The 14,011-nt window shown below is 47.9% G+C and carries 15 protein-coding genes; 6 read left to right on the top strand and 9 right to left on the bottom strand.

Features of this window, described 5'->3' with window-relative positions; all coding sequences use genetic code 11:
• The first annotated feature begins 356 nt into the window (after window positions 1-356).
• The 3 genes from ACXAD4_RS12030 (at window position 357) to ACXAD4_RS12040 (ending at window position 3,770) form a co-directional block, all read left to right on the top strand.
• The gene (locus tag ACXAD4_RS12030) at window positions 357-1,247 is read left to right on the top strand and encodes a LysR family transcriptional regulator (protein ID WP_475241618.1); all 891 of its coding nucleotides are present in this window, start codon (window positions 357-359) and stop codon (window positions 1,245-1,247) included.
• A gap of 151 nt (window positions 1,248-1,398) precedes the next feature.
• Window positions 1,399-3,315, top strand: a complete 1,917-nt coding sequence (locus ACXAD4_RS12035) for an amidohydrolase (RefSeq protein WP_475241620.1) — start codon at window positions 1,399-1,401, stop codon at window positions 3,313-3,315.
• Window positions 3,316-3,344: 29 nt separating this feature from the next.
• Entirely contained in the window at window positions 3,345-3,770 is a 426-nt protein-coding gene (locus ACXAD4_RS12040; protein WP_475241622.1) for a hypothetical protein, read from the top strand.
• Here the strand turns inward: ACXAD4_RS12040 and ACXAD4_RS12045 are convergent.
• From ACXAD4_RS12045 to amrS, 3 genes are all read right to left on the bottom strand, one after another.
• A complete protein-coding gene (locus tag ACXAD4_RS12045) occupies window positions 3,754-4,422 on the bottom strand; it encodes a TPR domain-containing protein (RefSeq protein ID WP_475241624.1) in 669 nt (222 codons plus the stop codon). The genes ACXAD4_RS12040 and ACXAD4_RS12045 overlap by 17 nt on opposite strands.
• A gap of 165 nt (window positions 4,423-4,587) precedes the next feature.
• A complete protein-coding gene (locus ACXAD4_RS12050) occupies window positions 4,588-4,896 on the bottom strand; it encodes a glutaredoxin domain-containing protein (RefSeq protein ID WP_475241626.1) in 309 nt (102 codons plus the stop codon).
• Window positions 4,897-4,993: 97 nt separating this feature from the next.
• Window positions 4,994-6,079, bottom strand: a complete 1,086-nt coding sequence (gene amrS, locus ACXAD4_RS12055; protein ID WP_475241627.1) for an AmmeMemoRadiSam system radical SAM enzyme — start codon at window positions 6,077-6,079, stop codon at window positions 4,994-4,996.
• Window positions 6,080-6,218: 139 nt separating this feature from the next.
• Between amrS and amrB the strand changes: the two genes are divergently transcribed.
• Window positions 6,219-7,007, top strand: a complete 789-nt coding sequence (gene amrB / locus ACXAD4_RS12060; RefSeq protein WP_475241628.1) for an AmmeMemoRadiSam system protein B — start codon at window positions 6,219-6,221, stop codon at window positions 7,005-7,007.
• Window positions 6,976-7,566, top strand: coding sequence for an AmmeMemoRadiSam system protein A (amrA, locus tag ACXAD4_RS12065; RefSeq protein ID WP_475241630.1), 591 nt, complete (start codon window positions 6,976-6,978; stop codon window positions 7,564-7,566). The genes amrB and amrA overlap by 32 nt, the downstream gene beginning before the upstream one ends.
• Window positions 7,567-7,667: 101 nt before the next feature.
• Here amrA and ACXAD4_RS12070 read toward each other — a convergent pair whose 3' ends face one another.
• The 5 genes from ACXAD4_RS12070 to ACXAD4_RS12090 form a co-directional block, all read right to left on the bottom strand.
• Complete coding sequence (locus ACXAD4_RS12070; protein WP_475241631.1) at window positions 7,668-8,768, bottom strand: DUF3541 domain-containing protein; 1,101 nt, start codon at window positions 8,766-8,768, stop codon at window positions 7,668-7,670.
• A gap of 244 nt (window positions 8,769-9,012) precedes the next feature.
• A complete protein-coding gene (locus ACXAD4_RS12075) occupies window positions 9,013-9,618 on the bottom strand; it encodes an alpha-ketoglutarate-dependent dioxygenase AlkB family protein (RefSeq protein ID WP_475241633.1) in 606 nt (201 codons plus the stop codon).
• Window positions 9,605-10,738: a bifunctional 2-methylcitrate synthase/citrate synthase gene (prpC, locus tag ACXAD4_RS12080; RefSeq protein WP_475241634.1), complete on the bottom strand. Its 1,134-nt coding sequence runs from the start codon at window positions 10,736-10,738 to the stop codon at window positions 9,605-9,607. The genes ACXAD4_RS12075 and prpC overlap by 14 nt, the downstream gene beginning before the upstream one ends.
• 114 nt (window positions 10,739-10,852) lie before the next feature.
• On the bottom strand, window positions 10,853-11,998 hold the full coding sequence (locus tag ACXAD4_RS12085) for an endonuclease/exonuclease/phosphatase family protein (RefSeq protein ID WP_475241635.1): 1,146 nt from the start codon (window positions 11,996-11,998) through the stop codon (window positions 10,853-10,855).
• Window positions 11,999-12,088: 90 nt separating this feature from the next.
• Window positions 12,089-12,574: a hypothetical protein gene (locus ACXAD4_RS12090; RefSeq protein WP_317521969.1), complete on the bottom strand. Its 486-nt coding sequence runs from the start codon at window positions 12,572-12,574 to the stop codon at window positions 12,089-12,091.
• A 325-nt stretch (window positions 12,575-12,899) separates the two neighbouring features.
• Here ACXAD4_RS12090 and mobB point away from each other — a divergent pair, with 325 nt between their 5' ends.
• Window positions 12,900-13,415 (top strand): molybdopterin-guanine dinucleotide biosynthesis protein B, encoded by a 516-nt coding sequence (gene mobB / locus ACXAD4_RS12095; RefSeq protein WP_475241637.1) that lies wholly within the window; start codon window positions 12,900-12,902, stop codon window positions 13,413-13,415.
• Here mobB and ACXAD4_RS12100 read toward each other — a convergent pair.
• A complete protein-coding gene (locus tag ACXAD4_RS12100; protein ID WP_475241639.1) occupies window positions 13,412-13,984 on the bottom strand; it encodes an NAD(P)H-dependent oxidoreductase in 573 nt (190 codons plus the stop codon). The genes mobB and ACXAD4_RS12100 overlap by 4 nt on opposite strands.
• Window positions 13,985-14,011 lie beyond the last annotated feature (27 nt).

The following is a 14,011-nucleotide window of genomic DNA, read 5'->3' on the forward strand; positions in this document are numbered from 1 at the left end:
TAACATGTTAAACAAATTTTTAACAATCAATTTGAAGAATGTCCAATTCGTGTTTTCTCTCTTAAAAATGTGTACAGCGCTCAATTTTTGTTATTTGGTACTTTTGTTATTTGAATATTGAGAGCAACATCAAAAATAGATGGGAAAATTAAGTGCCATTTGAACTATTGTCACGCTAGCTAACGATAAAAACTTTTGAAGGGTATTTTTCTAATTAAAGGTGAGAGCATTTGATATATAACAACATTAACGACATATAAGCTGAATTATTATATTCGCTCAAGATAAAGTTTTGAATTAAGCACTTTTTTCCTGCCCCATTATATTTACATAAAAGTACTTGCCTAGAGAGCCCAATGATCAGCCCAAACATAGAACACCTGTACTATTTTACAACTGTTGTCGAAACGGGATCATTTACTGCTGCCGGGCGCAAGTTAGGCCGCGATCGCAGTTCTATCGGCCAAGCCATTGCCAACCTTGAAATTGACCTTGGGGTAAAGTTGTTCCATCGAAGCGGCCGGAACATTTCCCTCACTGACGAAGGGGAAAGCTTGTACGGCAGGGCAAGAACCTTGGTGCAAAATTACCAATCTTTTTGCCAGCTCAGCCAGAATGTCGCCCATCACATTGAATCATCCCTTGTCATCGGAGTCGACTTTCTTACTACCTATGATGAGATAGGCCATATTGACCAAGCCCTATCCAGTCAGTTTCCCGGGCTTGCCGTGCAATGGCAGAACCACCCAACCAACAACCTTGACAGCTTGCTGGAACAAGGAGTGATTGATATCGCCATACGCCTCTACCAGAATCGGGATTTACCAGAAGACTTCCACCCCAAGCATATTGATAACGTCACAATGTGCAGCGTGCTCAACCAGAAGGCTTCATCACTGCTGAACACCTCGAATCTGAGCAATGTCCGCTTTCATTCTGAGTTACGTAAACTGCCATTGGTGGGCTATCCCGACCTCGATATTGTCCTGCGTACCGATAGGTTTGAGCTGGTGCAGCAGGCCTTTTCCCCACAGTCCGCATTAGCAATCATTCGCCAAAAACCATCATGGGGCATTTTCCCCCAAAAACTGCTATCAGACCAAGACAACACCTACCGGGTATTTAGCATCGATACCGACGCACCGCTATATGCAAGAAGAATCGTGGTATGGCATCACAATCAGAGTTTTGGCAAAGCGAAGCAATGGTTAATTTCAGAGCTTGCCACCCTCCTATCTCAGCGGTAGTGATCTTTCACTCAGGTCACTCCCATAACTTTATAATGCCCTTGAGGGGGAACTGCCCCCGCTAAGCGCCCTGCAGCGATTCATTGAAATCGAACGAAATAAATATAATTGCGTTGTGAAAACGTCCTCTGTTTATCCAAGTGGAGCAATTATGTCTATAAATACAACTATTAAGTACACGGCCTTAGCTATCGCCCTAAGTGCTGGTTTAACCGCTTGCTCAAGCATTTCAAAGGCACCGAGTCTGTTTGCCGAGGCCAGCGACTCGCCTATTACTGTCTATTCTGCTGCAGACATCATCACCATGTCCGACGAGATTGACCAAGCAAATGCGGTTGCAGTCCAAGACGGCAAAATTCTCGCTGTCGGTGAAAAACAAGCCATCTTAGCCAGATACCAAAACACCGACGGCTTTAGCCATAACACCGACTACGCAGAGATGACCCTAACCCCGGGCTTAGTCGAACCCCACGCGCACATTTGGCTATTTGCCCTGGTCGCCAATACCCACCTAATTACACCTGCTGATTGGAGCCTTCCTTGGGGAGATGTAAAAGGCGTTGTTGGCCAAGAGGCTTATCTCGAGCGCCTCAAAGCGCTTGAAGCCTCTCTGCCTGAAGGAGAGCCGCTGATCACCTGGGGCTGGCACCGCTACTTCCATGGCGAAATGAACCGCGCACTGCTTGATGAGATCAGCACTGAACGCCCTATCATCGTATGGCAGCGCTCTGTCCATGAACTGTTTTTCAATACCGCAGCCTTTGACATGCTTGGTGTTACTGCCGATCAGTGGGAGGGGGAAGAAAACCATTTCAAATACATGGACTATGAAAAAGGCCATGCCTACGAAACAGGCCTGTATGCTGCTGCCCCTTTGATGTTCTCATTGATTGCCACCCCGGAAAAGCTTGCCGAAGGAATGAATCGAGCAAATCAATACCTGCAGGCAGGCGGCATCACTACAGTGGTAGATCCGGGCATGATGCTGCCAGATGACATGACCAAAGCCATGATTGATATTATGGAGCAACAGCCGATGTTGGATTACTTCATGATCCCGGCAGGCAACACGGTTTATGACAAAATGGGCGGCGATGCCGAAGCAGCATTTGAAGCTGTTGAAAAGAGGGTGAGCGATCCTTCCCTAAACAGCGAATATGTCCGCTGGCTACCCAACCAAATCAAGCTGTTTGCCGACGGCGCTGCCTATGCCCAGCTAATGATGATGAAAGATGGTTATACCGATGGTCATGAGGGGGCATGGATCCAATACCCAGACGATCTGGAAAACAGTATGCGTCCATACTGGAACAACGACTATACCATTACGGTTCACGCCAATGGTGACTACGGCCTCGAAGTCGCGATAGACATTATGGAAAAGCTGAACAACGAAACTCCGCGTGAAGATCACCGTACCAGCTTCCATCACCTCGCGTATACCGATCCAGCCGATATTCAGCGTGCTACGGAGTTGGGAGCCAACTTTTCGGTGAACCCCTTCTACCTTCATGTTTTAGGCGATCAATATAGCCTTTATGGGGTTGGCCCAGAGCGCGCACAATACACCTCAAGAGGGCGCTCTTTCCTTGATGCCGGCGCCAAACTGTCTTTCCACTCAGACGCTCCCATGGCACCGGGGCGGCCCCTAGCACTGGCCTGGACAGCAGTTAACCGAACTGGGCTCAGTGGAAAAACACTGGGTGAGTCAGAGAAATTGACGATGGAAGAGTCGATGCGAGCAATCACTATCGATGCTGCCTATGCCGCACGCCTTGAAGACAAAGTTGGTAGTATCGATATTGGCAAAAACGCCAACTTTGCAGTGCTGGCCGAGCATCCTTACGAGGTCGAAAAAGTAAACCCGGCTGCCATCAAAGACATTGAGGTCGTCGCCACTGTATTTAATGGCGAGCCTATCGATATCAGCAAGCCTTCAGCAGGGCTCACGATGACCCCAAGCAACCTCAACAAAATGATGCTGATTTCACGCTACGACGGCGCCCATGGCGGGGGTGACAGCTGCGAAGCCTCGAAAATCTATCAAGACGTGCTTAGCCAAATGTAAGCTCTTGCTTAGTTACTGGAGAACCAACAATGAACCTGTTGGTTCTCCCAAAGTCGGGTAAAGAAATGCAACGAACAAAATATACATGGGCACTTCGCCTACAGCTCTTGCACTTATTTTTGTGTATCCTTTGGAATGCGGTAGGTGTTTATCAAATCAACAAAGGTATTCAGCCAATCGGACCGACAGCCTCTATCACAGCAATCCTTATAATAAATGCTCTAGCAGTAGGATTAGTTACGCTGAGAAAGGGACACTTCGAGAAAAGCTATTTAGCATTATCAACTTTCCCTGCCCTCGCCGCTATTTTGACAATAGCAGGAGCCTTCACTCATGCGCCCTCAATGTGGCCTACCGAAGTCTGGCGTTGGTCTGGAGTAATGGTTAATGTCATTGGTGTATTAGGCTTTATTATCGCGTTAGCCACTTGGTTTCAGCCTACAGAAAACTCTTAGCACGGTTAATGGCATTGATCACTTCAACCCGATCCAAATCAGTGCGTTCGGTATCCAGTACTCGCTGCCAGGTATCAATAGCTCTTTGGTAACGGGCACTGAGGAAATAGTCTGACGCAAGCAGCATCAGGGCGGAGATATTGTTTTCGTCCAATTCCAACGCCCGGTCTAGCCAGGCTTTGCTTTGCGCGGTGAAATGCTGCTTTTCCTGATAGTAACTAGCCGTCGCCATGGCCGAGTAAATATTGGATTGCGGCTCTGGGGCTAATCTCTGTGCGTAGAGGAATGCAGTACCTGCATTTTCAAACTCGCTGCTGTACATATACGCATTGCCCAGCGCGTACCACAGTTCTCCGTTTTGGGTGTCTTCACGCAGTTTGTCTTGGATCTCCCCGATACGCTGTTGGTTCAGCTCCGAAGCGCTCATCAGCATATCGTCTGGCAGTGGTTGCGGGGCTTCTGGACGCTTAACGGTATTCTTCGGCTCATGCCCCAAGAAGGCGTAGCTGGTGACTGAAACTACGGCGAGTACTCCAATAATCATCAGCGAGAAAGGCGTTACCTTGCGATTGTAGCGGTAAGAATGGGCAATAATCAGTGCGGATGCGATGACTAACAACAGCAGGAAAAACAATCCTTGGTAATTCAGCATTCCAGAAATCCATATAACGTAGTTGAAATACCAGTTTACCAGAGCCTGTTATTAGCGCCTGAAAAGAATGCAGGATATTTAGCCTAGATCAAACCAAAAAAGGCAACGCCAATGCGCTGCCTTCGATACACTCTTTAACAAGCAAAGGTGATTAGATTATTGAACTTAAAGCTCAAAATCACCAAATGCGTCTTTCTCTACCTGACGAGCAAGGAAAGCAACCAAGTCATCGTGGCCACCAATGTACTGACCATCCAGGATGATTTGAGGTACCGTACGGACAACATTGCCAGTCTGCTGCTCGATAAAATCAACCATTGTGGTTTTAGGCAGATCCGTACCCAATACCAAAGTGGTGTACTCGGTGCCGCGCTCGTCCAAGATCGCTTTCGCCTTAACGCAAAACGGGCAGTTCGGCTGGGTGATCACAAGGTTCTGGTAGCTAGCAAGCTTCTCCATCGTCATATCAGACATGATTACTTTCTCATTCAGGTGTTTTAATAATGAGTAAGATATCGAATTGCCTGTACCGCTGACAAGCCTAGATCCAATCTAAAGCGACTATCGTCTTTCATCCGCTGGCAATTTGCACAGGGATCCGCCGCCGACCAAAGGCTTTTTCAATCGGCTTAAACCGGCCAGCCAGTTGATAACCACAGTAATGGCACTGCCCTTGGCTGGTTAGGTGGCAGTCACCTAATTGATACCAGTTACGGGAGAGGACGTTTTTACCACACCCAGGACAATAGGTACTGTCCCCTTGCTCATCAAAGATATTGCCGACGTAGGCATAATGCAGGCCATTGGCAATCGCGATATCCCGCGCTCGTTTCACTGTCTCGGGCGGTGTCCGCTCCTTGTCGAGCATTTTGAAATCAGGGTGGAAAGCACTGAAATGGATCGGGACATCCGGCCCCAAGTTATCGTGCACCCAGCGGGTGAGCGCATCGATTTCTTGCGGGCTGTCATTTTCATCGGGGATCAACAAAGTCGTTATTTCAAACCATACATCTGTTTCATGCTTTAGATAAAGCAAGGTATCAAGCACCGGCGCAAGGTGACCGCTGCAGATTTTGTGGTAGAAGCGCTCGGTAAATGCCTTGAGATCTATATTGGCTGCATCCATATGGCGATAAAACTCAACCCGAGGTTTATCGCAAATGTACCCAGCACTGACTGCCACACTGTTAATACCCATTTCGCGGCAAGCCTGCGCGGCATCGACCGCATATTCCATAAAGATCACCGGATCGTTATAGGTAAAGGCTATGCTGTCACAGCCATAACGTTTCGCGGCCTGTGCGAGTTGCTCCGGCATCGCTGACGATCCCAAAGTATCTATCTGGCGGGACTTGCTGATATTCCAGTTCTGGCAAAATTTACATCCCAAGTTACACCCTGCGGTTCCGAAAGACAGTACCGAGCTGCCAGGGTAAAAATGATTAAGGGGTTTTTTCTCGATAGGATCAATACAAAAACCACTGGAGCGACCATAGCTGGTTAAAACGATTTCTCCCTCATGAGCCTGCCTGACAAAGCATGCTCCGCGCTTGCCGTCCCGAAGCCGGCATTGGCGGGGGCAAAGATCACATACTACCCTGCCGTCATCGAGCCGATGCCAATATTTTGTGGGATAAAATTCAGGAGGTTGACGCATGGTAGTCCCTTCGTGGTTATCTTTTTGAACTGAACACATTGATGTTGCTCTGATTTCTGGCACCTTGAGATCAATAAGGCATTTTTGTTCCTATACTTAAGATTAGTCCAGTTTTTAAGACTTTATCGGTAGGTACCCTATGAATACGCGTCCACCAGCCGTGGCTGGCCGGTTCTATTCTCACTCAGCGCAATACCTGAAAAGCCAGATGGATGAATGGCTTAAGTCCACTCAACACCACACGCCTATCCGTGCCTTAATCGTTCCTCATGCAGGGTACGTTTTTTCAGGCAGTGTTGCCGCCGATGCTTACCGTTACCTACTTCCTGAGGCCGAGCGCATCCGCCGGGTGATCCTTATCGGTCCCAGCCACCGTCACTATTTCCAAGGCTGTGCCATCCCCGCAGCAGACTATTTCGAGACTCCGCTAGGTAAAATCAAAATTGACACACAATTTGTTGAAAAGCTGAAGGAAATAGATGATATTGAAGTATCGGATCAGGTTCATGCCCTAGAGCACAGCCTCGAAGTGCAATTGCCTTTCCTGCAGTCATGTTTACATGACTTCACCCTGTTACCGCTCTTGACCAGTAATGTAAATCCGGCGACTGTTGCCAAGATCATTGATGCCCTTTGGCAAGGTGACGACTGCCTGCTTGTTATCAGTAGCGATCTGAGCCATTTCCATACTTATTCGGAAGCCCAGCGTATTGATAGCCAAACCTGCAACATGATTGAACACTACAAGCCAACCCTCGTTCCAGAGCAAGCTTGTGGCTCAACCGGCATAAATACATTGCTATTGCTAGCCAAACAAAGGGGATACACACTTACACGTAGAACATTAATAAATTCCGGTGACACAGACGCCGGAGATAAGGAGAGAGTCGTAGGATATGTCAGCTATCTCATTTCAGAACCTCAATAAAGGTGAGCTAACCCAACTGTTGGATGTGGCTCGCGATGCCATTCGCGGTCATTTTTCTGATGATCTTCCCCAGCCTCCCCGACTAGATTTATATGGCAAGAAACTGCTCCAGCCAGGGGCTTGTTTCGTTACCCTGACCGTTGATGGTGAACTTCAAGGGTGCCTGGGTACAACCGTGGCCCACTCTCCTCTGGTCATGGAAGTACACAACAAAGCCCGTGCAAGCGCCTACCAGGATCGCCGTTTCATGCCGCTGGTCGAAGAGCAGCTCGACGATTTGGTGGTAGAAGTTTCCGTCCTGACCCAACCTGAAGATCTCGATGTCGACTCAGAACAAGCCCTCATCGACTACCTAGATAACAACAAAGTCGGCGTTATCCTTTCAGATAACCACCAGCAAGCGCTATTTTTGCCACAAGTCTGGGAAAAGCTGCCCAAGTCAGAAGATTTTATCCGCCAGCTGAAACTCAAAGCCGGCTGGAACAGTGTGTACTGGTCACCATCGATGAAAGTACAAACCTTTGATGTGAATAGTATCAGCGGTAAGTATCACTACTAAGCTAATGGTGAATATCGATTGGCGATTTCAGTTTCAGCCTCAAATACAAACGCCCCTAAAAAGGGGCGTTTTCTTAAAGCCGTTTTCTCTGCCGTTAGGTTTTATTTAGTCATCAAACCATAAGGCTTGCCAGTGAATATCTCCGGCTGTTTCTGAATAGTCGGTACAGCATGGGCACCCTGCCAATCAAGTAGCATGATGGCGAGGACATTGCGGTGTTCGCCGTCTAGCAGATCGGTACTGCCATTAACTGCCGGTATAATACCCGCCTGACGGTTAAGAGAGCGCTGTATCGCCTTGCGGGTCTTTTCGACCACAGGATCGTATTCCAAGCCAGCTAGCAAGAAGTTGATCCCCACTTCGGCAATCACATCTTCCTTTGAGCGAGCGATAATGGTATCGATATTGGCGCGGTAGTAGTCATAGATCCATTGGTGATCCGACTCTTTAACTGGATGCTGATAATAGCCTGTATCGGCAAAGATTATGTGAGTCAGGCCATACACCTTGTTCATGAACTGCTGATCGGTCAGCTGTGCATCTTGGCTGTCAGGGTATGTATGTTTGAACGCCGTAGTAAACTCCTCGACCACGTCCTGTTCGCCTAACTGACGTAACCAATATACTTGATTGGCTAGTTGAGCCGCCCATGCCCTGATCATTTCCGGATCAGTCGCATACTTTTCGAAGTCATAACGGCGGATCACTTCACGCAGTTTTGCATCTTCACGGTGTTTAAGGCCGTACTCGTTAGCGCGAGCCATCGAACCTAACAGGTCAACACCAAGGTAGTAATACTCAGGCTGGTCTTTAGTCGCTTCGTAACGCAAATCACTGCGTACATCATCTTTAAGCTCATAGCGAGCGAGACGCTGTGCTGAATACGCTTCAATTTGTTCTGGAGTATGAACTTCAGTGGCAAAATAATTTAAACGGCTAGCAACACGGGCCATGTCTGACCATATTGCAGCTTGGTATTTAGGATCTTGGGTTTGGCGGTACATACGAAGGCCATAATGTCCCATTTTGAAAGCAGGAAGGGTAAAGAGTTGGCTTTCATAAGTCTGACGGATCCGCTCAGCGTCTTGCTCAAAACTGTCTTGCTCAGTACTCGAAGTGGTATTGGCAGCGCCAGCATTAAGGGTCAGGCCTTGCTCGGCCGCTGACTGGACATCAGCCCATGCAACCGAAGAGGAAACCATTGCCCCGACTACCAGCGAAGGTAAAAATCTCCGACGAAATACCTTCTGTATTCTACTGCTTCCCCATCCCATTGAAGACTCCCTGCTCATTCCGCTAAACATTTAGCCAAGACGCTAGCAAAGCCTTACATCTATTACGTCAGAAAACTGTAAATTTATGCTCGCAGATGTGATCGAGATAACAATAGCAAAAAAGACCTTACCCTAAAGGAATATCAACATTGGTTAGAGGAATACCCCCTCATCATTCCATAATTTCACGAAAGGTTAAGTTGATACGGGGAGCATCGACCCTTTGTGTTTTCGGCACCGCATGCTGCCAGTAAGTTTGCAAATCCCCGGCCATCACCAACAGTGAACCATGATTAAGCTGATATTCTTGCTTTTCCTTGCTTTGCTTATGCCGTAAAACAAACCGTCTTGTCGCCCCAAGGCTAACGGAAGCTATCACAGGCTGTTCACCAAGTTCTGGCTCGTTGTCCTGATGCCAACCCATCGAATCTTTGCCATTGCGATATAGATTGGCCAAAACGGAATTAAAATTAACACCCAGAAGATCATTGAGCTGCTGGCGAATGATCTGCAGGGTCGGTGTCCACGGGTCGGGCTGCATAGTCAAACCTGAGTAGGTATAGACCGCCTCGCCGCACCAAGCCTGCAACCTCGGCTGCCACACTTCCTTGCCGAACATCATAATCTTTTTCTGCTGCCAATTAAGTTCATTTTCAAGTCGCTCAAAGCATTTATCAGCAACAGAAGGTTCGAGAAAATGAGGGTGCCAAAACACCCGACCCTGCGGCAAGTCCTGCCAATAACCGTTATGGGTAGAGCTTGTGCTAATGACGCTCATCAATAGGTATCCATTCTTGGTGATCTGGACCAATATAATCTGCGCTCGGCCTAATGATTCGATTGTGATCGCGCTGCTCAAACACATGCGCAGCCCAACCAGTAACACGGCTCATAACAAAAATCGGGGTGAACAGTTTGGTCGGTATGCCCATAAAGTGATAGGCCGATGCATGGAAGAAATCAGCATTGCAGAACAGGTTCTTTTCGCGCTTCATGACTTCTTCAACTCTGACGGAAATATCATAGAGCACCGAGTCACTGGCATTTTTCGCCAGCTTTTCAGACCAAACTTTGATAAGAGCATTTCGAGGATCAGATTCGCGGTAGATGGCATGGCCGAAGCCCATGATTTTTTCTTTTTTTTCCAACATTTCCAGAATGCCGGATTCGGCCTCGTCTGCTGTCTGCCATCGCTCAATCATATCCATGGCTGCTTCGTTAGCACCGCCATGCAGTGGCCCTCTCAAGGTACCAATCGCGGCACAAACACAAGAATAGATATCAGACAAGGTCGAAGCACACACCCTTGCAGCAAACGTTGAAGCATTGAATTCATGTTCGGCATACAAGGTAAGCGAACAGTGCATAACTTGTTTGTGCAATTCCGGTGGCGTTTCGCCGGTAAGCATTTTCAGAAAATAGCCCGCAATGCTGTCTTGGTCGCAATAGGTTTCTATCTTTACCCCATGATGGCTATAGCGGTACCAATAGCAAATAATGGCAGGCAGCAGAGCCAGTAACCGGTCAGCTTTGTCGTATTCTTCGGTAAAGCCGTGCTCCTGCTCGAGGTTGCCTAGCATCGAGCAGCCTGTGCGCATCACATCCATCGGATGGGCATCCGCAGGGATCTGTTCCAACACTAACTTAAGAGCAAGGGGCAAGCCACGGTAGGAAATCAACTTGGTTTTGTAAGCGGCAAGTTCAGCCCGAGTAGGTAATTTACCTTTGAGCAGCAAGTAAGCGACCTCTTCAAACTCGGCATGCTGCGCCAGATCAGAAATGTCGTAGCCACGATAGGTCAATCCGGTACCGGTTTTCCCCACCGTACACAGCGCTGTGCTGCCAGCAGTTTGTCCGCGTAAACCTTCACCGCCAAGCGGTTTGAGCGAATCAGGCATGGTGTCCCTCCCTGTCGAATCAACGTTGATAACCAAATGCAGTCACTTTGTTATATTCAAAAGCCTAGGTCAGGAAACACCATAAAACCACTCTCACCATACGAATAAAGCTCTTTATTTCAGCGCGATATCTACCCATACCAAACGGTGATCAGAACCTGCCTGAGGCCGTTCCCTGCCACGTTCATCGGTAATTAAATGGCGCAGCGGATCTTTCTTATCGGGCCAAAACACCCCGCTCTGAAGCACACCTAGGTTGGCCGACGGCAGAACATAATCAAGGCGCAACCCAGAGATATGCGTCCATTCGCTCGGTCGCCCACGACGTTGTTGCCATGGCCTCAGAAAGCGTCCCCCCAAGCTTTTTGGCGTCATCCGTCCGGAGGACACTGTGCGATGAACCCTAGGGTGCAACAGCAGATCGCGGATAGCTTTTTTCATCCCGTCGCCGTCAACCATGTCGGCATTGAGATCTCCCAGCACCACAAAACGACTATCAGGCAACAACCCGCCCTGACTACCATTATCATCAACAAGGTATTCTGTATTGTCGATAATGCTTCTTAGCAAAACGAGTTCATCATGGTTGCGGCGGGCATTACGCTTTTCATGTCCATCAAACACTGGTGGGGTTGGGTGGCAGCACACTAGGTGAATTGCCTGACCTTCTATCTCTATCGGAACCACAACATGGTTTTTTGAAGACAAACGAAGCTCATTTGCTGCCCCATCAGTGTAGTAGTCTGCCGGCATCTGGTGACCTGGTAAGTCCTTCCATACCAGTGTTTGCCAACTTCTGATGTCTTTATCGGCAATGGGGAAGCGCGACAGAATCACAAAGCTGAAGTGACCATGGTGCTCACCAAACCCTTGCGCATCGTTGGGCAAGGTGATCTTCCCATCGCCATCAAGATCGTTGGCCATTGCCATGCCGGTATTCGAAGGCGGGCAATAGCGGTAAGGGTAAGACACCGCAGGCTGATCGTGCTGTGAAACGGCCAAGTATTGCTGGCAGAATCGTTCAAGCGCGCCATCATCGCCCCCTTCGCCGGGATGATCAAATTCACACAACATCAACACGTCGGGGGCAACATGCTGGATGATAGCGGCAAGTTTGGTAAAGCGCTCGTGATTGGGCTGCTCTAGCTGCCTCAATATTTCCCCGGGAATGGAGTCTGACATGGAAATATTAAACACAGCGACACGAACATTTGGCGGCAATGTGCTTGAAGAAGGTTGAACAAATGAAGAGGTTTGCAAGAAAGTCACTCACAACTGAATATGATAAATCAGTATACCCACTTCTGATAAATCACTCACCAGAAATGGGTCACTAACTTGATGAAATCACTACTCTGTCAGCTGTGTGATCGCCATTCTTATTTGCTTGGCATCTGATTCAGCGCGATGCTGTACCGGGCCAAGTTCAGCCATGATCTGCTGGAAGTGCGCCCTATCTATACCGTTTTCCTGCAGCAGCCACAAACCCACCTCTGTCAGAGTAAAGGAAGGTCGCATATGAGCTGCATGATATAAACGCCCGAGCCAGAATAGATCCCACTGACTATCACAGAAAACAAGCTCATATTTTCCTAGAACTGCATTGAGATGCTGGCACACATCCACAACTTGAAGCCCTTCATTGTGAAGCTTCTGACGTGAAATTTGATGGATCTCTTGCTCTGCGTAGTCATCCCAATGTTGCCATGGATCACCAGCAGTTAACGGATTGATAAGTAGACTGTTCGCAGAACCGTCTGGTAGCGAGTATCCTACCTCAATCGGGTAAGATTGCCCGGAAAGACCGGATGCTTCAAAATCCAATGTTGCCCACATTGCACTCTCCCTGATGCGATTATGAGTACTTACCACCAATACCACGACTTCCTGTCAAAAAACTGTATGGTAAGCGATTAAGGCATTTGAACACCTTACTTAAAGGTAATAGCAGATGCCTGCGATGTACTCAATAAATGTAGTAGGAAACATGATGTTGTTGGAGAAAAAACTCAATATCCTCAATTTTGATACAGCGTTTGAAACGCTAACGGGCATATTCCATTACACCCTAACCAAATGGTTTTAAAGCGCAAACAGGTTTGTTCAAGACAACGCATTGAATTACACTCAGGATATTATTTTTAAGCATTTCAAAATCAAAATGGCACCAGTTATTGGCTTTGCGGGGTACAGTGGCTCAGGCAAAACGACCCTTCTTGAAAATCTCATTCCAATCTTGAAATCAAACGGGCTGCGCATCGGCTTGGTTAAGCACAGCCACCACAACATTGACCCAGACAAACCCGGAAAGGACAGCTATCGGCTACGTCATGCTGGTTGCAGCCAAACACTGCTGGCGACCAAAGACAGACACATGCTGTACTTTGAATACCCTGAGCCAGAACGGAAAGAGCCCCAATTAGATGAGTGCCTTGCCCAGCTCGATCACAGCCAGTTAGATGTTGTCTTAGTCGAAGGGTTTCGTGATGAGCCGATTGCTAAAATTGAAATTCACCGGCCAAGCTATGGTAAACCACTTTTTTACCCGCAAGATAAAAACATTATTGCTTTTGCTAGCGATGAACCCGCGCCTGAAGAGTGCTCACTTCCCTGTTTGGATTTGAACACCCCTCAAAACGTGGCCGATTTTATTATGCAGTGGTTAGAGGGCGTTTAGAGCTTGGCAGCCTGCTTGGAAACAGAATCAAACCAAGTCTTGCGACGATCTTCACTGGCATTCAACACCGGTCCAAAATAAGTCGATGACTGATTCTTGATACCAGAGAAACTCAATATCGTACGCTTGAGCTGTTTGTAGATAGGGTTACCCTGCACTAACTTATACCAGAATGGGGGCGTGTCTAAGGTAAAGATCAATTCTGAAGTGCGGCCACTCAGCAACTTCTCAGGCACCGATTTACCCTCATTATATTTAAAGGCAAAGCCCGGCAAGAACGTTCTGTCAATGATCCCTTTGAATTTGGCTGGAACCGTCCCCCACCAGACAGGGCTGACTATGACAATATGCTCAGCCCAAGTAACCAGCTGCTGGAACCCTTTCAGATCCTCCTCAAGGGGCATCACTTTGTCATAACCTTGCTGCAGATCCATATCGAATGACATATCCGCAATATTCAGCTGTTTGATGTCATGTTTCTCACCCGCAATACTGGCATAGTGTTCAGCCAATGATTGGCACAAACTTTCTTGTTTCGGGTTTGCATTGATGACTAGCACTTTCTTCATACGGTACCTCCATTGTTCGTAATGGAG

It is taken from the genome of Photobacterium sp. AWH4_225, assembly GCF_056158405.1.

Excerpts from the sequence above, each read along its gene's own strand:
- ACXAD4_RS12030 (WP_475241618.1), top strand. The coding sequence starts at position 357 with ATGATCAGCCCAAACATAGAACACCTGTACTATTTTACAACTGTTGTC.
- ACXAD4_RS12035 (WP_475241620.1), top strand. The coding sequence starts at position 1,399 with ATGTCTATAAATACAACTATTAAGTACACGGCCTTAGCTATCGCCCTA.
- ACXAD4_RS12040 (WP_475241622.1), top strand. The coding sequence starts at position 3,345 with ATGAACCTGTTGGTTCTCCCAAAGTCGGGTAAAGAAATGCAACGAACA.
- ACXAD4_RS12045 (WP_475241624.1), bottom strand. The coding sequence starts at position 4,422 with ATGCTGAATTACCAAGGATTGTTTTTCCTGCTGTTGTTAGTCATCGCA.
- ACXAD4_RS12050 (WP_475241626.1), bottom strand. The coding sequence starts at position 4,896 with ATGTCTGATATGACGATGGAGAAGCTTGCTAGCTACCAGAACCTTGTG.
- amrS (WP_475241627.1), bottom strand. The coding sequence starts at position 6,079 with ATGCGTCAACCTCCTGAATTTTATCCCACAAAATATTGGCATCGGCTC.
- amrB (WP_475241628.1), top strand. The coding sequence starts at position 6,219 with ATGAATACGCGTCCACCAGCCGTGGCTGGCCGGTTCTATTCTCACTCA.
- amrA (WP_475241630.1), top strand. The coding sequence starts at position 6,976 with ATGTCAGCTATCTCATTTCAGAACCTCAATAAAGGTGAGCTAACCCAA.
- ACXAD4_RS12070 (WP_475241631.1), bottom strand. The coding sequence starts at position 8,768 with ATGGTTTCCTCTTCGGTTGCATGGGCTGATGTCCAGTCAGCGGCCGAG.
- ACXAD4_RS12075 (WP_475241633.1), bottom strand. The coding sequence starts at position 9,618 with ATGAGCGTCATTAGCACAAGCTCTACCCATAACGGTTATTGGCAGGAC.
- prpC (WP_475241634.1), bottom strand. The coding sequence starts at position 10,738 with ATGCCTGATTCGCTCAAACCGCTTGGCGGTGAAGGTTTACGCGGACAA.
- ACXAD4_RS12090 (WP_317521969.1), bottom strand. The coding sequence starts at position 12,574 with ATGTGGGCAACATTGGATTTTGAAGCATCCGGTCTTTCCGGGCAATCT.
- mobB (WP_475241637.1), top strand. The coding sequence starts at position 12,900 with ATGGCACCAGTTATTGGCTTTGCGGGGTACAGTGGCTCAGGCAAAACG.
- ACXAD4_RS12100 (WP_475241639.1), bottom strand. The coding sequence starts at position 13,984 with ATGAAGAAAGTGCTAGTCATCAATGCAAACCCGAAACAAGAAAGTTTG.